The organism is Bounagaea algeriensis, from assembly GCF_054491375.1.
The window spans coordinates 2,511,139-2,530,277 of the sequence record NZ_CM137102.1 but is presented as its reverse complement, the minus strand read 5'-3'; the positions used below and the strand labels follow the sequence as shown (position 1 = coordinate 2,530,277).

Genomic DNA, 19,139 nt, shown 5'->3' with positions numbered 1-19,139 from the left:
GGGCGATCAACTCCTCCGCGTCGTGTGACGTCGAACACCAAATTAATGGCATCCCGTGTCAGAATGGAAGGGTTATGGCGAAACGAGCTTCGAAAAGCACCGTCCGGATGAACGGGCCGGGCCGGCGGCCCGCGACGAACCGCCATGAACTCGAAAGGGTCGCGCTCGACCTCTTCGAACACCACGGCTTCGAGGCCACCACCGTCGACGCGATCGCACGCGCCGCCGGGGTGGGGCGACGCACCTTCTTCCGGTACTTCGACTCGAAGAACGACGTGGTCTGGGGCAACTTCAGCGAACAGCTCGACGGGATGCGGGCGCAGTTCCTCGCCTGCCCGCACGACCAGCCGCTGATGCAAGCGCTGCGCACGGTCATCGTCGAGTTCAACAGGATCGACCCCGCCGAGGCGTCCCGGCATCGGCGCCGCCTGGAGCTGATCCTGCAGGTGCCGGCGCTGCAGGCGCACTCGACCCTGCGCTACGCCGAATGGCGGGCCATCGTCGCCGAGTTCGTCGCGCGCCGGCTCGGCGTCGCCGCGGACGCGCTGATGGCGCAAACCGTCGCCTACGCCTGCCTCGGCGCCGCACTGGCCGCGTACGAGCACTGGCTCCGCCACCCGGACGTCGAGCTGTGCGGCGCCATCGACGCGGCCATGCGGCATCTCGCCAGCAGGTTCGACGTCGAGTGACGGCGGGGCTCAGAACCCGACGGTGTCATCGGTGGTTGCCGCGGGCACGCTGAGCACGCCGTCGAAGGCCTCGGCGACCGGTGCGGCGATGAACTCGCTCTGCGAGCGGATCCGCGCCGGCAGCTGCGCTGCGGGCAACTGCTGACGGGCACGCCGCAGATCCACCGCGAGCAGCTCACCGCCGCGGCCGGCACCCAGCACACCGGCTTCGAAACTGCCCGGCTCCGGGGCCGGCAGCGGCGCTTCCGCGATCGTGTAGCCGAGCTCTCCCGTCCCGTCGAGACGCATCTTCGGAACGCGGTCGGCCGTGTGCGTCACCGCCAGCGGCCGGTAGTCCTCGCCGAACATCCGGTGCAGGTGCGATCCCATCGGCAGCGTGCGCAACTGCCCGTCGTGGTGGATCGGGGTGCGCTGCAGGTGGTTGTTGTGCGCGGCGAGCACCACCCGCGTCCCCGGCTCCGCGCGGTCCAGGTGCCAGCGCAGCGATTCGGCCAGGAACAGCTCGCGCACCGTCGTGTCCCCGGGGCGGTCCTGCCCGGCGAAGAGGTCCCGCATCGCGGCGAACATGTAGTCGGCGTGCCACGCCGCTTCGAGCCGCCGGAGCGCGCGGTCGAAGCTCTGCTGCCCGCTGCGCGCGACGTAGTGCGGTTCGAGCGCCCGCACGCGCAGCACCAGGCGCGACAGCGCCGCCGTCAGGGCGTCCTGCTCGGCGGCCGCCAGCTCCGCCCACCGCGGTGCTGCGGCGGCCACCGAGCTGCCCTCGATCCGGTCGCTGACGGTCAGCGCCCGCTGCACCTGCGGCACGAGGTCCGGATCGACCTCGCGCAGGTACTCGACGACCGGCTCCAGCGCGGGGCGGAGCGAACCACCGGCGATCGGCACGTCCAGCCCGGCGAAGCGCAGCGGGTGCGGACCCGCGTTGTGCCGGCGCAGCCACCGCGCCAGTCCCTGGTTCGCGCCGGCCGCCGTCGTACCGCTCAGCCCGCTCAGCGCGTCGGCATCGCCCTCGCCCCGCAGCCAGCCGTCCAGCTGGTAGCCCTCGCTGAAACCGAACTCGAAGGCCAGCACGGTGAAGCCGCACCGTTCGGCGAGGAAGCGCAGCACCCGCTGGCGCAGCGCGGTGAACTCCGCGACGAAGTGCGCCCCTTCGCCGATGCCGACGACGCGGGCGTCGCCGGTGATCGCGCGCAGCGGCTCCAGGTCGTCGAGGTCGGCCTCGGGATCGAGGCCCTCGAGCGACGCGGCGTTGTGCTGCAGCCAGCGGGAGAACGGATCCTGGTGATCAGCAGTCATGTCGGTGCTCCGCGTTTTCACGCGAGGTGGTCGGAAAAACGGTGGGAGCGCGCATCATGCGGGCATGCTCTCGCGTCCGGGGCGGATCGCCCGGAGGTGGCTCCCTGCGGAGCGCGTCAGCGGAACAGGCTGCCAACGCAGCATGTGCCGGACGTTACCACGCGCGAGCGGAAATTCCGTTTGACCGCCGCTGGTGCCGCTCGTAACCTCGGAGCATGATCTCCTGACAGCACGCGCCGGACGCCCGTTCGCGGTCGAACCCCATCGTTTCCGCCAGGAAGCGTCCCCGTGCGCACTCCGGTTTTTCTGCTGCTGCTTCCACGACCGGAATTCCGGGAGATCCACCGTGTCCGATGCTGCTTTCCTGCATGCTCGTGATGTCGTCAAGCACTACGGGGACCGCCGCGTGCTCAACGGAGTCACCGTGTCGGCCCCCGCCGGCCGCCGCGTCGGCGTGGTGGGGGAGAACGGCGTCGGCAAATCGACGCTGCTGCGCGTGCTGGCCGGCGTCGAGGAGGAGGACACCGGCACGGTGCGCCGCCCGGCCGACTGCGGCTTCCTGCACCAGGAGCTGCCCTTCCCGCCGGAGGCCGCGGTGCAGGACGTCGTCGACGATGCGCTGGCCGACATCCGCCGGGTGCAGCACCGCATGGACGTCCTCACCGGACGGATGCGGGAAGCGCCCGCGGACACCGCATTGCTCACTGAATACGGTGACCTCGTGGAATGGGCCCAGGAGCACGACCTGTGGGATGCGGACCGGCGAGCGCGGCGCGTCCTCGAAGGACTCGGGCTCGCTGCGGCGACGGCGGATGCGCGCCGCGGCCTCGGCACGCTCTCCGGTGGGGAGCGCTCGCGGCTGGCGCTGGCGGCACTGCTCATCCGGCAACCGCGCGCCCTGGTCCTGGACGAGCCGACGAACCACCTCGACGACGCGGCGATCGGGTTCCTCGAACGCCACCTCCGCGGCCTGCCCGGCGCGGTGCTCCTCGCCTCGCACGACCGGATGTTCCTCGACGAGGTGTGCACCGACATCCTCGACCTCGATCCGTCCCGCAACGGTGCGACCCGCTACGGCGGCTCCTACAGCGACCACCTGGTCGAGAAGCACCGCGAGCGCGTCCGCTGGAAACAGCAGTACCGGGCGGAGCAGGACGAGATCGCGCAACAGCGGCGAGCGCTGGCGGTCACCGCGCGCGACGTCAGCCACAACCGCGAGATGCGCGACAAGAACAAGATGGCCCACGGACGCCGGGGCGATCGCGTGCAGCAGCAGGTCTCCCGCCGCGTGCGCGATGCCGAGCGCAGACTCGCCGAACTGACCGGCAACCAGGTGCGCAAACCCCCGGTTCCGCTGGCCTTCGCGGGCACGTTGACCAGCGCGCCGGTGTGCGATCTCCCGCTGGCGCTGCGCGGAGTCCGCCTCACCGGCCGGTTGCGCGTCGACGAGCTGGATCTTCCCGCCAGCGGGCGGATCATGGTGACCGGTCCCAACGGTGCCGGGAAGTCCACATTGCTGCACGTGCTCGCGGGGCGTCTCGCACCGGATGCGGGAGCGGTGCACCGCGGGCGCGGCGTTCGGGTCGGCATGTTGGAGCAGGAGGTGGCATTCGCCGACGAACGCCGCACACCGCGGCAGCTCTACGACGGCGGCGCCGGTGCGCACGGCACGTCGCTGTGCGATCTCGGTCTGCTGGCCCCGCGCGATCTCGACCGCTGCGTCGGCGAGCTCTCCACCGGCCAGCGGCGGCGGTTGGCCCTGGCCCGGTTGCTCGCCGCACCACCGCACGTGCTGCTGCTGGACGAGCCGACGAACCACCTGTCGTTGAGCCTCGTCGAGGAGCTCGAAGACGCGCTCGGCGCGGCGCCCGGCGCGATCGTCATCGCCTCGCACGACCGCTGGCTGCGGTGGCGCTGGAACCACCGGGTGCTGCACGTGACCGGCGGTGGGCTCGCGGGATGACCGCGGTGTGCAGCGCCGGGTGCTCGACAACACCGCGGCTGTGTTCGCGGTCGTGACCGCACTTGCGGCATTCGGTGCTGGTCAGAGGGCTGCTTCCGCGGGGCTTTGACACGGCCCCGAAAGAGCGACACGCTACTATTCACATAGCTGTAGTGATAGTTAACGTCATTGGAGTTAGAGATGTCCTATGCAGTGCCCGAACGGATGCGCAGCGTGGTCATGCACGGTCCCGGCGACTACCGGCTGGAGGAAGTCGACGTGCCCACTCCCGGCGCGGGGGAACTGCTGCTCCGGGTCGAGGCCGTGGGCGTGTGCGCCAGCGATCTGAAGTGCTACCACGGCGCCGCGAAGTTCTGGGGCGACGAGAACCGCGCGCAGTACGCGCAGTCCGGCATCGCCCCCGGACACGAGTTCGTCGGCGTGGTCGTCTCGGGTGCGGACGACGCCCTGCGGCGCCACGGCGCCTCTCCCGGCGACCGCATCGCGTGCGAGCAGATCGTCCCGTGCGAGGAGTGCCGCTACTGCGCACGCGGCCAGTACTGGATGTGCGCCCCGCACGACATGTTCGGGTTCCGCAACTACCACGGGGCCATGGCCGAGTACGTGATCGTCCCGCCGAAGGCGCGGGCGCACCGGGTCTCGCACGAGCTCGCCCCGCAGCACGCCGCCTACGCCGAACCGCTGTCCTGCGCGCTGCACGCGGTCGAACGCGCGAACATCGGTTTCGGCGACGTCGTGGTCGTCGCCGGCTGCGGGCCGATCGGGCTGGGGTTGATCAGCGGAGCGCGGCAGAAGAACCCGATGACGCTGGTGGCCCTCGACCTCGACGACGACAAGCTCGACATCGGCCGCCGGTGCGGAGCGGACGTGGTGCTCAATCCGGCGAAGCAGGACGTCACCGCCGAGATCGCGCAGCTGACCGACGGCTACGGCGCCGACGTCTACCTCGAGGGGACCGGCGCGGTCGCCGCCGTCGGGCAGGGGCTGAACCTGCTGCGCAAGCTCGGCACCTACGTCGAGTACTCGGTGTTCGGCTCGGACGTCACCGTCGACTGGTCGATCATTTCCGACGACAAGGAACTCAACGTGCTCGGCGCGCACCTCGGACCGTACTGCTGGCCAGCGGCGATCCGGATGCTCGAGCAGGGGATGGTGCCCGTCGACGAGATCTGCACCCACCAGTTCCCGCTGGAGGACTTCCAGAAGGCGCTCGACCTGGTGGCCGACACCTCGGGCGAGTCGGTGAAGGTGTCCATCCTGCCGAACCGGTAACGCTGCGCCCCGCCGGCGCCGGTCGCACGGGTGATTCCCGCCTCGTTCGATGCGACGATGGGTCCTGTCGGGCGACCGGCGCAGCGGCCGGGGCGACACGTGGCGGGGAGGGCGCGATGCACGCGCGCGGAACGGAAGCGCGGAGCGGACGCGGACGCGTCGGCGAGATCGCCCTGTGGGTGCTGCAGGTGCTGCTGGCGCTGTACTTCGCGGTCAACGCGGCCGTGCCGAAGCTCGTCGGCACGGCCTCGGCCGTGGACATGTTCGACCGGATCGGCGCGGGCCAGTGGTTCCGGTACCTGGCCGGCGGCCTGGAGCTGCTGGGGGCGCTCGGCCTGGTGGTCCCCGCGCTGGCGGGACTGGCCGGGATCGGCCTGGCCTGCGTGATGCTCGGCGCCGTGCTCACGCACCTGGTCGTGCCCGCGCTCGGCGGGACGCTGTTCCTGTCGCTGGTGCTCGGCCTGCTCGCCGCCGTGGTCGCCTGGGGGCGGTGGCGGCGGACCGCGGCGGTGCTGCACCGGGCGAACCCGGCGCGCTGACCGGTGCTCGCGCTCGGCGCCGGTCAGCGCGCCGGCCGCGCCGTTGGGGCGAAAGTCCCTGGTGCGGGTCAGGAGTTGCTGGGGAAGCCGAGGTCGACACCGCCCTCGCCGGGGTCGGGCCAGCGGGTGGTGACGGCCTTGCCGCGCGTGTAGAAGTGCACGCCGTCGGTGCCGTAGATGTGGTGATCACCGAACAGCGAGTCCTTCCACCCGCCGAAGGAGTGGTATCCCACCGGGACGGGGATCGGCACGTTGACGCCGACCATGCCCGCGCGCACCTCGAGCTTGAACCGCCGCGCCGCACCGCCGTCGCGGGTGAAGATCGCGGTGCCGTTGCCCCACGGCGAGGCGTTCATCAGGGTGAGCGCCTCCTCGTAGGAGCGCACGCGCACGACGCAGAGCACAGGTCCGAAGATCTCGTCGCGGTAGGCGGTCATCTCGGAGGAGACCTCGTCCAGCAGGCTCACACCGATGAAGTGCCCGTCGGCGTGGCCGGGCACCTGCACATCAGTGCCGTCGACGACGACCTCGGCGCCTTCCTCGCGCGCTTGCGGGATGTAGGAGGCGACGCGGTCGCGGTGCTCGGCGGTGATCAGCGGCCCCATGTCGGTGTCCGGGTCCGTGCCGGGGCCGACGGTCAGGCCGCGGGCGCGCTCGGCGATCCTGTCCACGAGCGCATCGCCCACGGGGTCGACGGCGACGACGACCGACACCGCCATGCAGCGTTCCCCCGCCGAGCCGTACGCGGCGGACACGGCCGCGTCGGCGGCCTGGTCGAGATCGGCGTCGGGCAGCACGAGCATGTGGTTCTTGGCTCCGCCCAGGGCCTGCACCCGTTTGCCGTGCTCGGTGGCGGTGCTGTGCACCGCGCGGGCGACCGGGGTGGACCCGACGAAGCTCACCGCGTCGATGTCGGGGTGCTCCAGCAGCCGGTCCACCGCGGGCTTGTCGCCGTGGACCAGGTTGAGCACCCCGTCCGGCACGCCGGCCTCGGTGGCGAGCTCGACGAGCCGGGAGGTGGCCGAGGGGTCCTTCTCGCTGGGTTTGAGCACGGCGGTGTTGCCGCAGGCCAGCGCGATGGGGAACATCCACAGCGGCACCATGGCGGGGAAGTTGAACGGGGTGATGCCCGCGACCACGCCCACCGGCTGGCGCAGCGATTCGACGTCGACGCGCGTGGCGACCTCGGTCGAGGTCTCGCCCTTGAGCAGGTGGCCGATTCCGCAGGCGAACTCGACGACTTCGAGACCGCGGGCGACTTCGCCGCGCGCGTCGGAGTGCACCTTGCCGTGTTCTGCGGTGATGAGTTCGGCGATCTCGTCGCGGTGGCGGTGCAGGGCCTCGCGGTAGGCGAACAGGATCCCGGTGCGCTTGGTCAGCGACGTGCTCGCCCAGTCCGGGAAGGCTTTGGCGGCGGAGGAAACGGCGGTGTCCACATCGGTCGCGTCGGCGAGCGCGACCCGTCCCGTGCGCTGTCCGGTCGCCGGTTCGGTGACGTCGGCGTAGCGGCCCGAGGTTCCCTCGGCGGTGGCGCCGTCGATCCAGTGCTGGATGGTCTTCATGCTTCGTTCGCTCCTCGCGGCTGGGAGGTGTCCGTGCCGGTGACCGGCCCCTCCGAATGGTGCCTGTCTACGCTCCGCGAGCAGTCGATGTCAATATTTGTCCGTACATTAGGACCTGATGCGCCCCTGTTGCGACGTGTCCCGCGCCACGGGCGTTTGCGGGCGGGCGCGCGCGACCTGGATCATGCTGTGCGTGCAGCGCAGGTACGAGTACGCCGACAACGCCGGACAGGGCGCCCTGGACGAGGTCTCCAAGCGCATCGTCGAGCAGTTGCAGGAGGACGGGCGCCGACCCTACGGAACCATCGGCAAGGCGGTGGGGCTGTCCGAGGCGGCAGTGCGCCAGCGCGTCGCGCGGCTGACGCAGGCCGGCGTGATCCAGATCGTCGCGGTGACCGATCCGATGCAGGTCGGCATGTTCCGCCAGGCCATGGTCGGCATCAAAGTGGACGGTCCGATCGAACCGGTCGCCGAGGAGATCGCGCAGATGGAGGAGATGAGCTACGTCGTCCTCTGCGCCGGGCGCTACGACCTCCTCTGCGAGGCGGTCTGCGAGGACGACGAGCACCTGCTCGAGGTGGTCTCGCGGCAGGTGCGCGCCATCGAGGGGGTCCGGGACGCGGAGACCCTGCCGTACCTGAAGCTGTACAAGCAGACCTACCAGTGGGGCACCCGCTGATCCGGGGCCTCGGGCTCGGGTGCCGTCGATGAGGACTCCGGCTCCTCGTCGAGGTCCGGGGCCTCGAGCGGCTGCCGGAACCCGCGCGTGAGCACCACCAGGTAGACGAACCCGAGCGCCGTCCACACCAGTCCCGCGATCAGCGCGTCGGCGGACAGGAAGTACCAGAGCACTCCCGTCAACGCGGCCCCGGTCAGCGGCACGACCACGTACCGCAGCACTTCGGGCGCGCTGTGCACGCGCCGCTGCCGCACGGCGTAGTGCGCCAGCACGGCCAGGTTGACGAAGGTGAACGCGATCAGCGCACCGAAGTTGATCACCGAGGCGATCAGCTCCAGGCTCGGTGCGACGGCCAGCAGGCTCACCGCACCCACGAAGACGACCGTGTGCACCGGTGTGCGCGTGCGCGGGTGCACGTGGCTGAACAACCGCTTCGCCGGCAGCACGCCGTTGCGGCCCATCACGTGCAGCAGGCGGGCCACGCTGGCGTGCGAGGCGAGGCCGGAGGCCGCGGTGGCGCCGAACGCTCCGGCGAGGAACAGCGCCTGGAACACGGGGCCGCCGACGAGCAGTCCCAGTTCCGGCGTCGTGTTGTCCGGCTGGGCGAACGTCGCGCCGGCGGGGAAGGCGGCCTGGGTGAACCACGAACCGACGAAGTACAGCACCCCGCCGATGAGCACGGTCAGCAGGATCGCCCGCGGGACGGTGCGCGTGTCGCGCGCCTCCTCGGTGTACATCGTGACCGCGTCGAATCCGATGAAGGAGAAGGCCACGATCGTCGACCCGGCGAGCAGCGCCGCCAGCTGCGTGCCCTCGTTCCACAGCGGTTCGAGGGTGAACACGGTCCCCTGGCCGAGCCCGCCGACGAGCTGCACCGCGGTGAGCGCGAGGAAGAGCACCACCATGCCGGCGGCGAACAGGACCAGTGCGGTGTTCAGCCGCGCGGTCGAGCGCATGCTCCACGCGTTGACCGCGGTCACGCAGCCGACGTAGGCGAACACCCAGGCCCATGCTGGTACGGCGGGGAACAGCGACTCCAGGTACTGCCGGATGATCAGCGCGTTGACCAGCGGCAGCAGCAGGTAGTCGAGGAGGGCGGCCCAGCCGACGAGGAATCCGGCGGCGGGGTGCATCGTCCTGCGCGTGTACGTGTAGGCCGAGCCCGCGCTGGGGAAGACCCGCACCATCTTGCCGTAGCTGATCGCCGTGAACAGCATGACCACCAGGGCGATGAGGTACGCGGGCGGCACCGTGCCGTGCGTGCGTTCCGAGACGATGCCGAAGGTGTCGAACACGACGGTCGGCGTCATGTATCCGAGGCCGAGGGCGACGATCGCCCACATGCCCAGCGAACGTTGCAGTGTGCTCCCGGTCGTCATGAGCGGCACTCCCTTGCGGCGGGGCCGTGCGGACAGGGGCCCGGTGGGCGCCGGCGCGCCTCGGCGCCGGGGCGTCGAGGGGTCATTAACCCGCAGGGGTGTCGTCGCCGTCAACGACTGATTCAACGTTTTCCGTTGTGTTGAAGGTTAGATTCTGCGGAAAACTTGCTATAGTGGGCGCATCTATGCGATACCCGTATAGGAAACGTCGTTGAACGAGTGCGAGGACATCGATGGCCCCCACTGAGACCCCCGGCGCCGGGGCCCCGCTCGCTGACACCGCGCGGGACCACCTGTGGATGCACTTCACCCGGCACGCCGTGCACAGCGAACAGTGCGAGCGCGTCCCCGTGATCACCTCCGGTGACGGCGCCTACATCTTCGACGAGCGGGGAAAGCGCTACCTGGACGGACTGGCCGGCCTGTTCGCCGTCCAAGTCGGACACGGCCGCGAGGAGCTGGCGCGCGCCGCGGCCGACCAGCTCGGGGAACTGTCCTACTTCCCGCTCTGGTCGCACGCGCATCCCAGCGCCATCCGGCTCGCCGAACGCCTCGCCGACAGCGCACCGGGCGATCTCGACCGCGTCTTCTTCACCGTCTCCGGCGGGGAAGCGGTGGAGACCGCGTGGAAGCTCGCCAAGCAGTACTTCAAGATCGCCGGAAAACCGACCAAGCACAAGGTCGTCAGCCGCTCGCTCGCATACCACGGGACCTCGGCCGGCGCGCTGTCGATCACCGGACTTCCCGGCGCGAAGCAGGATTTCGAACCGCTCGTGCCGAGCGTGCTGCGCGTGCCCAACACGAACTTCTACCGCGCCGCCGAGCACGGCGACGACTACGCCGAGTTCGGGCGCTGGGCCGCCGACCAGATCGCGCAGGCGATCGAAATGGAAGGCCCCGACACCGTCGCTGCCGTGTTCCTCGAGCCGGTGCAGAACACCGGCGGGTGCCTCCCGCCTCCCCCGGGGTATTTCGAGCGCGTGCGCGAGATCTGCGACCGCTACGACGTGCTGCTCGTCTCCGACGAGGTCATCGGCGCCTTCGGCCGGCTCGGCCACGAGTTCGGCGCGCAGCGCTACGGTTACCAACCGGACATGATCACCACCGCCAAGGGGATGACCTCGGGGTACGCGCCGCTGGGGGCGGTGCTCGTCGGCGACCGGGTGGCGGAACCGTTCCAGCACGGCACGACGATGTTCGCGCACGGGTCGACCTACGGCGGACACCCCATGTCGTGCGCGGTGGCGCTGGCCAACCTCGATCTGATGGAGCAGTGGGACCTGTACGCGCACGTGCGTGCCAACGAAAGCGCGTTCAAGGCCACATTGGACCAATTGCGCGATCTGCCGATCGTCGGCGACGTGCGCGGTGCCGGATTCTTCTACGGCGTCGAACTCGTCAAGGACCAGCACACGGGCGAGACCTTCACCGCCGAGGAGTCCGAGCGCGTGCTGCGCGGGTACGTCTCCGAGGAGCTGTTCGCCAACGGTCTGTACTGCCGGGCGGACGACCGCGGTGAGCCCGTCATCCAGCTGGCACCACCGCTGATCTGCGAGCAGCAGCAGTTCGACGAGATCGAGCAGATCCTGCGCACCGTGCTGACCGGAGCGTGGAAACAGCTCTGACCGGACCGACGAGGAACCCGCCGCCGACCGGTGGCGGATCCCGTTCATCGCCGCCGCATCCCAGGAGGTACCGCACCGTGCAGGAACCCCGCGTCTTCCGCAACTTCATCGGAGGTGCGTTCGTCGACTCGGCGGACGGGCGCACGCAACCGGTCATCGACCCGGCCACCGAAGAGGTGCACGGGCACGTCGCCGTGTCCGGTCGGTCCGATGTGGACGCCGCGATGAAGGAGGCGCGCTCCGCTTTCGCCGACTGGAGCAGGCGCACCCCTGCTCAGCGGCAGCGAGCGCTGCTGGGCATCGCCGACGACATCGAGCGCAACGCCGACGAGCTGCTGCGCATCGAGTGCGCCAACACCGGCAAGCCGACCGCCGTGGCGCACGCCGAGGAACTGCCGATGATCCTGGAGCAGACCCGGTTCTTCGCCGGCGCGGCACGCGTGCTCGAAGGCCGGGCCGCCGCGGAGTACCTGCCGGGGTTGACCTCGTGGGTGCGCCGCGAGCCGGTCGGGGTGTGCGCGCAGATCACGCCGTGGAACTACCCGATCCTGATGGCCGTGTGGAAGTTCGCACCGGCCCTGGCCGCGGGCAACGCGGTCGTGCTGAAACCGGCCGAGACCACGCCGGCATCGACGCTGTACCTGGCCGAGCTCATGGCCGAACACCTCCCGGCCGGGGTGTTCAACGTGGTCTGCGGCGGGCGCGACGCGGGAGCCGCGCTTGCCGCGCACTCCGAACCGGACATGGTCTCGGTCACCGGCAGCGTGCGGGCGGGCAAGAACGTCGCGGAAGCGGCCGTGGACGACGTCAAACGCGTCCACCTCGAGCTCGGCGGCAAGGCACCGGTGGTCGTCTTCGACGACGCGGACGTGCAGCGCGCCGCTCAGGGCATCGCCGAGGCGGCGTTCTTCAACGCGGGCCAGGACTGCACTGCGGCTACGCGCGTGCTGGCCGGTCCGGAGGTCCACGACGCGCTGCTCGAGGCACTGATCGAGCGGGCCTGGGCGACCGAGACCGGACCGCAGGCCGCGGAGCCGTTCTACGGGCCGCTGAACAACGCCGACCAGCTCGCCCACGTCGCAGGCGTCGTGGACCGGCTCCCGGACCACGCCACGGTGCACACCGGCGGCTGCCGGGTGGGCGAGCGCGGCTACTTCTACGCGCCGACCGTCGTCTCCGGCCTCGAACAGGGTGACGAGGCGGCGCAGACCGAGATCTTCGGCCCGGTGCTGACGGTGCAGCGGTTCAACACCGAAGACGAGGCCGTGGCGATGGCCAACGGCGTGGAGTACGGCCTGGCGTCCTCGGTGTGGACGGCCGACCACGGCCGGGCGTTGCGCATGTCCCGCGAGCTGGATTTCGGGTGCGTGTGGATCAACACGCACATCCCGCTGGTGGGGGAAATGCCGCACGGCGGGTTCAAGCACTCCGGTCACGGCAAGGACCTGTCGATGTACGGGCTTGAGGACTACACCCGCGTCAAGCACGTGATGTCGCAGATCGAGGACTGACCGGCCGCGAGCCGAAACGGTCCTGCCGGGCGCGCCGCGCGGCGCATGCTCCGCACTGCCGGAGCCGTGCCGCGCGGCGCGCCCGTGTCGTTTTAACAACGATTGTGTTCAGGCGAACTCGCTGCCTGTGGTGTTCGTGTCCAGCGGAAAGCTCATCGTGTCCGGGCGCAGTTCCCGTGTGGGGCGTGATCGCGGAGCTGGAACGGTTCGGAAGCGCAGGAGGTTCTCGGGGGAGTAGTGATTGCGCAGGTCAACGCGGGTGCGTTGGCATCGGCCGCCGGGGGCTTTGACAAAGCGCGCGTGACGAGACAAGCTTCTCCGCATACAAAGTCACAAGTTAGACGTGATACTTAAACTTCAGAAAGTTAAGTGTTCGCTTCGCTGGACCGTCCTCCTGCCCGACGAGTGGAACCGGAATCGCCGTGATGAGTACCGACGCAGCCAATCGACGCACCGAGACCTGGCTCGACCGGGTCGGCATCCCGCATTCCCTGCGCTGGGGCTTCCTCGCCGTGCTGATCTTCATGACCGGCAACGGGACCGAGACGAACTTCATCTCGCCGCACATCGAGAGCGTGCTCGGCAGCACGGCCGCCACGGTCAGCGCGATCATCGCGATGTACGGCGTGTCCGTGTTCGTGGGTAGCTACCTCTCCGGCGCGCTGGCCGACCTGTGGGGTCCGCGGCGCGTGATGCAGCTCGGCGCGGCCGTGTGGCTGGGCTTCGAGGTGCTGTTCTTGATCAGCCTGTCGGCCGGCAGCCTGCCGTTGGTCTTCGCGACGTACTTCCTGCGCGGCTTCGGCTACCCGCTGTTCGCGTTCGCCTTCCTCGTGTGGGTCAACGTGGTCGCCCCGTCCGAGCGCAAGGGTGCGGCCGTCGGTTGGTTCTACGTCATGTTCACCGGCGGCCTGCCCACGCTCGGCTCGCTGTTCGCGCTCGGCGCGATCCCGGCCTTCGGCGGCGGCACCGGCGGTGAGACCGGCGCGATGATCGCCTCCTCGGCCCTGGTGCTGATCGGCTTTTTGCTCGCGCAGTTCGCCGTCACGGAGCCACACGGCGACCGGCGCCTGGCCCCGCGGGGCGTGCCCGCCGCGCGGGTCATCACCGAGGGCGTGCGACTGAGCTACCGCCAGCCCAAGATCTTCATGGGCTTTCTCGTGCGCTGGATCAACACCGCGCCGCAGTACGGCATGTTCATCATCCTGCCCGCGGTCATCGCCGAGCAGCTGCAATGGGGCCAGAGCCGCTGGCTGACCATGAGCGTGCTGGTGTACGCCACGAACATCCTCGTCAACGCGCTCTTCGGCGCGATCGGTGACCGGTGGGGCTGGCGGCTGACCGTGCAGTGGTTCGGCGTGTTCGGCTCCGCGGTGGGGCTGCTCGCCTGGTGGTACGTGCCGCACTGGGTTCCGGCCGGATCCTCGTGGGGCTTCTGGCTCGCCGTCGCCGCCGGTTGCCTGTTCGGCTGCCTGCTGGCCGGGTTCGTTCCGATGGGCGCGATCATGCCCGCGCTGGCACCGCAGTACAAAGGCGCGGCCATGGCCATGTACACCACGGCCGCCGGCGGCTCGGCCTTCCTCGGCTCCGCCGTCGTCACCGTCGTCTACTGGATCGGGCTCGGCAACACCGCGATCGTCTGGGCCTTCGTGCTGCTCTACGCCGCGGCGTTCGTCATGGTCCACTTCCTCCGCGTTCCCGAGGACGAGAAGTCCGCACGCACCCGTGCGGTGAATGCGCCCGCCTGAGGCCGACACGAGCAGATCGAGGAGTGGCAGAACCGTGTTCGAACTGACAGGGCGTGTGGCACTCGTGACCGGCGCGGCTTCGGGGATCGGAGCCGAGGTGGTGCGGACCCTGGCGCAGCAGGGAGCCGCGGTCGCCGGAGCCGACCGGCTGCCGGAGTTCCCCGCGGAGTGCGCATCCACGCACCAGGTGGACGTCACCGACGAGGAATCGGTCGGCAGGTGCGTGCGGGAGGTGGCCGAGCGGCACGGTCGGATCGACGTCCTCGTCAACTCGGCCGGGGTCGCGCTGCTGGCACCCGCCGCCGAGATCGACCCCGCCGAGTGGCGGCGGACGCTGGACGTCAACCTCACCGGCAGCTTCCTCATGTGCCAGGCCGTCGGCAACGGCATGCTCAGCAGCGGAGGCGGGCGGATCATCAACCTGGCCTCGCAGGCCGCCAGCGTCGGCCTGGACGCGCACGTGGCCTACTGCGCCTCCAAGGCCGGCATCCTCGGGATGACGCGCACGCTCGCGCTGGAGTGGGGCGGTTCCGGCATCACGGTCAACGCCGTGTCACCGACCGTCGTGCTCACCGAACTCGGCCGCGCGGCCTGGGACAACCCCAAGGGCGAGGCGCACCGCGAGGAGATCCCGGCCGGACGCTTCGCCGAACCCCACGAGATCGCGGCGGCCGTGGCCTACCTCGCCTCGCAGGAGGCGGCGATGGTCAACGGCGCGGAGCTGCGCGCCGACGGCGGTTTCACCGCCCGCTGATCAGCCGTGCGGGTGCGCGGGGCCCGCGCACCCGCCGCGCTGCTCATCCGCGGCGCACGGGCGCGGCCGCGGATGAGCAGCACCCGTGCTCGGGCGGGTGCCGCGCCGTTGCAGCGTCTCGCCGGCCGCGCCCCGTTGTGCCCCGTTTGTCCTGCGGACCCCGGGGGCCGGCCGGTCCCTGCGCGGTGAGCCGGCGGGGCGTCAGTTCGTCTGCGACAGCGAGAGGGACGGAGCCCCGCTGGGCAGCACGTACTTCGTCATGAGCAGCGGTGTGCCGCCCGCACGTGCGACCTGGGTGATGAGCACGACCGGAGTGTCCGGGGAGCGTTCGAACACGGATCCCCGCTGCCTGCCGAGCACGGTGGCGGTGATGCCGCTGGAGGCGTGCAGCGCCAACTCGGGGTGCTCGGCGGTGATCACTCCGAGCATGGAGCTCTCGCGTTCGGCCTCCCGCCGCAGCGACGCCGGCAGCGCCGGGTGCACCTCGGCGAGCGCTTCGTCGGGAAGCGCCCACTCCTGGGCGAGGCAGGCGGGTGCACCGTCGACCCGGACGAGGGTCTCCCAGAAGCGGACCTCATCGGCGGCGGGAGCGGGCAGGTGCTGCAGGACGAGGTCGGTCGGCTCCTCGAAGGCGCGCGTCAGCGGCTGCGCCGTGGTGCTGCCGGTGAAGTGCCGCTCGATCGGGGGAAGCCGTTCGAAGCCGTGCTGCGGGCGGTTGTCGGTGACGGTGCGGCCGACACCGCGGCGCACGGTGATCACACCGTCCTCCTGCAGCAGGATGAGCGCCTCCCGCAGGGCGGGGCGGCTCACGCCCAGTGCGCTCGCCAGCGCCGGTTCGGCGGGCAGCGTGGAGCCGGGCGGGTAGGTGCCGTCGCGGACGGCCGCGACGATGCGCTCGTACAGCTCGACCGACGGCCGGCGTCCGACTCCCCGACTCGGCACGGCTCCCCCTTCGCTGGCGCAGCTTTCCTGTCAGACAAGTTAGGTCCCAGTGGGGGATGCGTCAATCCGGCGTGCACCGCGCAGTAACGTGGTTGACGCCGTTTCCAGCTAGTATCGTTCCAGTGATCAAGCTCGTGGCCGGTTGACAAGGTGCGCCGTTCCGATCACGCTTGTCTGACAAGTAGACCTGTCGCTCGGAGGGCGACGGTGCTGCCCGCGCGGGGCGGAGGCGGTCGTGCCCGGCTTCGCGCCGTCGCGAGCTGCGGGTGATCCGCGCCGTCGAGGCGCGTGTTGCGCGGTCGACCGGGCGGACCGGTGCAGAATGCGGAGAGGGAATGCCGAGTCGAGGAGACGTTCGACGTTGCAGGAGATGAAGACACGTCCCACCGCGGACCAGATCCAGCGGGCCCCCAAGGCCCTGCTGCACGACCACCTCGACGGTGGAGTGCGTCCGCGCACCGTCGTCGAGCTCGCTGAGCAGACCGGGTACCAGGGGTTGCCCACGACCGACCACTCGGAGATCGCGCAGTGGTTCGCCGAAGCGACCACCGCCGGATCGCTGGAGGAGTACCTCGAGCGCTTCACCCACACCGTCGGCGTGCTGCAAACCCCGGGGGCGCTGCAGCGCGTGGCGGCCGAGTGCGTCGAGGACCTCGCCGAGGACGGCGTGGTCTACGCGGAGATCCGCTACGCGCCGGAACTGAGCACGCAGGGCGGCATGGCCCCGGACGAGGTCGTCGAGGCGATCCTCGACGGTTTCCGCACCGGCACCGAGCGGGCCGCCCGCGCCGGAAACCGCATCCGGGTGGGACTGCTGCTGTGCGCCATGCGGCAGGAGTCCCGCTCGCGCGAGATCGCCGAACTCGCCGTGCGCTACCGCGACGCGGGAGTGGTCGGATACGACATCGCCGGCCCGGAGGCCGGGCACCCGCCGACGGAGTCGCTGGACGCCTTCGAGTACCTGCGGCGGGAGAACTTCCACTTCACCATCCACGCGGGGGAGGGGTTCGGCCTCCCGTCCATCTGGGAGGCCATCCAGTACTGCGGCGCCGCCCGGCTGGGCCACGGCGTGCGCATCGTCGACGACATCACGCTGGACGAGGACGGCACGGCGAAACTCGGCCAGCTGGCCTCGTTCGTGCGCGACCGCCGCATCCCGCTGGAGATGTGCCCGCGGTCCAACGTGCACACCGGAACCATCCCGTCACTGGAGGAGCACCCGATCGGACTGCTGCGACGGCTGCACTTCCGGGTCACGGTGAACACGGACAACCGGCTGATGAGCCAGACGTCGATGAGCCGCGAGTTCACCGAACTCGTCGATCTGTTCGGCTACACGTTGGACGATCTGCAGTGGTTCACCGTCAACGCGATGAAGTCCTCGTTCCTGCCCTTCGACCAGCGGCTCGCGCTCATCAACGAGGTGATCAAGCCCGGCTACGCGGCCCTGCGCTCCGAGTCGCTGTTCGGGCCCGTCGGCGACGGCGGCTCCATCGCCACCGGGATGGGCTGACGCGCAGCCGCGCGGCCAGTTCCCACCGCGGGTCCGTCCGCGGTGGGGTCGAGCACGCGGCACCGACCTGATGCGCGCGTGCGCGGCGGGCGGTGCGGTATCGCCGCACACGCGGACCCGCGGTGACTCCGCGGACCGGTGCGGGCGCACGAGAAGCGGCGGGCGCGCCCACGTCCAACGTGCACGCGCCCGCCGCGGACCTGGCCGGGGTGGATGCCCCGCGCGTCAGGACTGCGTCGGCTCGGCTTCTTCCGAGGTGCCCACCGCGGAGTTGCGGCGTCCGAAGTACAGCAGACCGCTGGCGATGGACAGCACCAGCAACGCGAGCATCACCAAGAGCATCGGAACCGCGCCGAACTGGACGACCAGCGGAATCGCCGCCGCCGTCACCAGACCGCCGCCGAAGAACGGCTCCAGGATCAGCTGCTTGTAGCCGAACGCCGGGTAGGCCGGGGTGCGCAGCTCCGGATCGGCGATGCGCATGAGGATCAACCCCGTGGGCGTGACGCCCATCGACTGGCCGAAGTCGCCGAGCGCCCGCTCGAACCAGTAGTCCGGCAGCATGCGCGGCGCGAGGAACAGGAACACGAGCACGCCCCACGCGATGCCGCCGACGGCCAGCAGGATCACCGCCCAGATGTGGTTCGCGAGCACCTGCAGCGACAGCGTGCCCATCGCGGCGATGATCAGCACGTCCAGGCCGAAGCCCTGGATGCGCTCGATCATGGCCCGGTCGACGATCTCCTCCTTGTCCAACCGGCCGATGAACATCTGCAGCACGATGCCGCCCAGCATGGCCAGCGGGAACAGCGGCACGTAGCCGAAGATCTCGATGGTGTCGACCCACAGCGCGTTCTCCAGCGCCTGCAGGCCCCACAGCATGAGCTGCCCGATGAGGATCGCCAGGGCGATGAGGCCGAAGTGCATCGTCAACGGCTCGATGGACGAGGGGTGCATCGTCAGCGTGGCGGCGGGGCGCCGGTGCTCCCGGTCCACCAGCCCGCGCTGCTCGTTGGACGACGGCTTGCTCCCCGCGCCCAGCTCGGCCAGGCGACCGGAGCGCGCGCCCCAGTTGACCAGCGCGATGCCCACGATGATGCCGGTGAGCAGACCGATCGTGGCCAGTCCGAGCGCGAGGTCCTGCCCCTCCGGGAACCCGACCTCGGCGAACGTGTTGCCGAGCCCGCCGGCGGTGCCGTGGCCGCCTTCGAAGCCGATCTCGATGAGCGCACCGGTCAGGGGCGGCAGGCCGAAGACCGGTGCGAGCACCAGCACGGCGAGCAGGAGGCCGATGACGTACTGGCCCGAGGCCAGCGTCATCCCGAGCGCCACCTGCGGCCCCGCCATGCGGCCGGCTTCGCGTCCCTTCGGCAACCGTTTGCCGAGGAACAGCCCGGCGAAGACGACCGAGATGAGCAGTCCCGGCAGCTCGGACCACACTTCCTGGATCTGCGAACCGAACAGCCCGCCCTCGGTGAAGCCGTCGTAGCCGAGAGCAGCTGCGACGTTGCCGAAGATGTCGGGCCCGAGGATCAGTGCGATGCCCCCGCCGATGATCGAAGTCGGCAGGTACAGCCGCTGCGCCAACCGCCACCGCATCCGGATCAGCTTGGCAGCGAGCAGCAGCACCCCCAGCAACAGGAGTGCGAAACCAATGGTGTTGGCAGACATCG

General features: G+C 70.3%; 15 protein-coding genes. 10 read left to right on the top strand and 5 right to left on the bottom strand.

What is annotated here, in order from left to right; translation table 11 throughout:
* The first annotated feature begins 74 nt into the window (after positions 1-74).
* Positions 75-689, top strand: a complete 615-nt coding sequence (mftR, locus tag ACVGV2_RS11405; protein WP_459162346.1) for a mycofactocin system transcriptional regulator — start codon at positions 75-77, stop codon at positions 687-689.
* A 9-nt stretch (positions 690-698) separates the two neighbouring features.
* Here the strand turns inward: mftR and ACVGV2_RS11400 are convergent, their stop codons facing one another.
* Entirely contained in the window at positions 699-1,982 is a 1,284-nt protein-coding gene (locus ACVGV2_RS11400) for an erythromycin esterase family protein (RefSeq protein ID WP_459162345.1), read from the bottom strand.
* Between the two features lie 346 nt (positions 1,983-2,328).
* Here ACVGV2_RS11400 and ACVGV2_RS11395 point away from each other — a divergent pair, with 346 nt between their 5' ends.
* The 3 genes from ACVGV2_RS11395 (at position 2,329) to ACVGV2_RS11385 (ending at position 5,756) form a co-directional block, all read left to right on the top strand.
* Entirely contained in the window at positions 2,329-3,945 is a 1,617-nt protein-coding gene (locus ACVGV2_RS11395; RefSeq protein ID WP_459162344.1) for an ABC-F family ATP-binding cassette domain-containing protein, read from the top strand.
* 180 nt (positions 3,946-4,125) lie between these two features.
* Positions 4,126-5,217 carry an alcohol dehydrogenase catalytic domain-containing protein gene (locus ACVGV2_RS11390; RefSeq protein WP_459162343.1) on the top strand — a complete coding sequence of 364 codons (1,092 nt, stop codon included), beginning with the start codon at positions 4,126-4,128 and terminating at the stop codon, positions 5,215-5,217.
* Positions 5,218-5,333: 116 nt separating this feature from the next.
* Entirely contained in the window at positions 5,334-5,756 is a 423-nt protein-coding gene (locus ACVGV2_RS11385) for a DoxX family protein (protein ID WP_459162342.1), read from the top strand.
* A gap of 68 nt (positions 5,757-5,824) precedes the next feature.
* Here the strand turns inward: ACVGV2_RS11385 and ACVGV2_RS11380 are convergent, their stop codons facing one another.
* Positions 5,825-7,318, bottom strand: a complete 1,494-nt coding sequence (locus ACVGV2_RS11380) for a CoA-acylating methylmalonate-semialdehyde dehydrogenase (protein WP_459162341.1) — start codon at positions 7,316-7,318, stop codon at positions 5,825-5,827.
* A gap of 193 nt (positions 7,319-7,511) precedes the next feature.
* Between ACVGV2_RS11380 and ACVGV2_RS11375 the strand changes: the two genes are divergently transcribed.
* The gene (locus ACVGV2_RS11375) at positions 7,512-7,997 is read left to right on the top strand and encodes an Lrp/AsnC family transcriptional regulator (RefSeq protein ID WP_459162340.1); all 486 of its coding nucleotides are present in this window, start codon (positions 7,512-7,514) and stop codon (positions 7,995-7,997) included.
* Here the strand turns inward: ACVGV2_RS11375 and ACVGV2_RS11370 are convergent.
* Complete coding sequence (locus tag ACVGV2_RS11370; RefSeq protein ID WP_459162339.1) at positions 7,976-9,376, bottom strand: APC family permease; 1,401 nt, start codon at positions 9,374-9,376, stop codon at positions 7,976-7,978. The two genes, ACVGV2_RS11375 and ACVGV2_RS11370, sit on opposite strands and share 22 nt — an antisense overlap.
* Positions 9,377-9,609: 233 nt before the next feature.
* On the opposite strand from ACVGV2_RS11370, the gene ACVGV2_RS11365 reads away from it, so the two are divergent.
* The 4 genes from ACVGV2_RS11365 to ACVGV2_RS11350 all read left to right on the top strand — a co-directional run bounded on the left by ACVGV2_RS11365 (position 9,610) and on the right by ACVGV2_RS11350 (position 15,011).
* Positions 9,610-11,001: an aspartate aminotransferase family protein gene (locus tag ACVGV2_RS11365; RefSeq protein WP_459162338.1), complete on the top strand. Its 1,392-nt coding sequence runs from the start codon at positions 9,610-9,612 to the stop codon at positions 10,999-11,001.
* A 77-nt stretch (positions 11,002-11,078) separates the two neighbouring features.
* Complete coding sequence (locus ACVGV2_RS11360) at positions 11,079-12,512, top strand: aminobutyraldehyde dehydrogenase (RefSeq protein WP_459162337.1); 1,434 nt, start codon at positions 11,079-11,081, stop codon at positions 12,510-12,512.
* Between the two features lie 425 nt (positions 12,513-12,937).
* Positions 12,938-14,257 (top strand): RbtT/DalT/CsbX family MFS transporter, encoded by a 1,320-nt coding sequence (locus tag ACVGV2_RS11355; RefSeq protein ID WP_459162336.1) that lies wholly within the window; start codon positions 12,938-12,940, stop codon positions 14,255-14,257.
* Positions 14,258-14,291: 34 nt separating this feature from the next.
* A complete protein-coding gene (locus tag ACVGV2_RS11350) occupies positions 14,292-15,011 on the top strand; it encodes a GolD/DthD family dehydrogenase (RefSeq protein WP_459162335.1) in 720 nt (239 codons plus the stop codon).
* 201 nt (positions 15,012-15,212) lie between these two features.
* Here the strand turns inward: ACVGV2_RS11350 and ACVGV2_RS11345 are convergent, their stop codons facing one another.
* Positions 15,213-15,953, bottom strand: a complete 741-nt coding sequence (locus ACVGV2_RS11345) for a GntR family transcriptional regulator (protein ID WP_459162334.1) — start codon at positions 15,951-15,953, stop codon at positions 15,213-15,215.
* 370 nt (positions 15,954-16,323) lie between these two features.
* Between ACVGV2_RS11345 and ACVGV2_RS11340 the strand changes: the two genes are divergently transcribed.
* Positions 16,324-17,466, top strand: coding sequence for an adenosine deaminase (locus ACVGV2_RS11340; protein WP_459162333.1), 1,143 nt, complete (start codon positions 16,324-16,326; stop codon positions 17,464-17,466).
* Between the two features lie 225 nt (positions 17,467-17,691).
* Here the strand turns inward: ACVGV2_RS11340 and ACVGV2_RS11335 are convergent, their stop codons facing one another.
* Positions 17,692-19,137, bottom strand: coding sequence for a sodium/glutamate symporter (locus ACVGV2_RS11335; protein WP_459162332.1), 1,446 nt, complete (start codon positions 19,135-19,137; stop codon positions 17,692-17,694).
* Positions 19,138-19,139 lie beyond the last annotated feature (2 nt).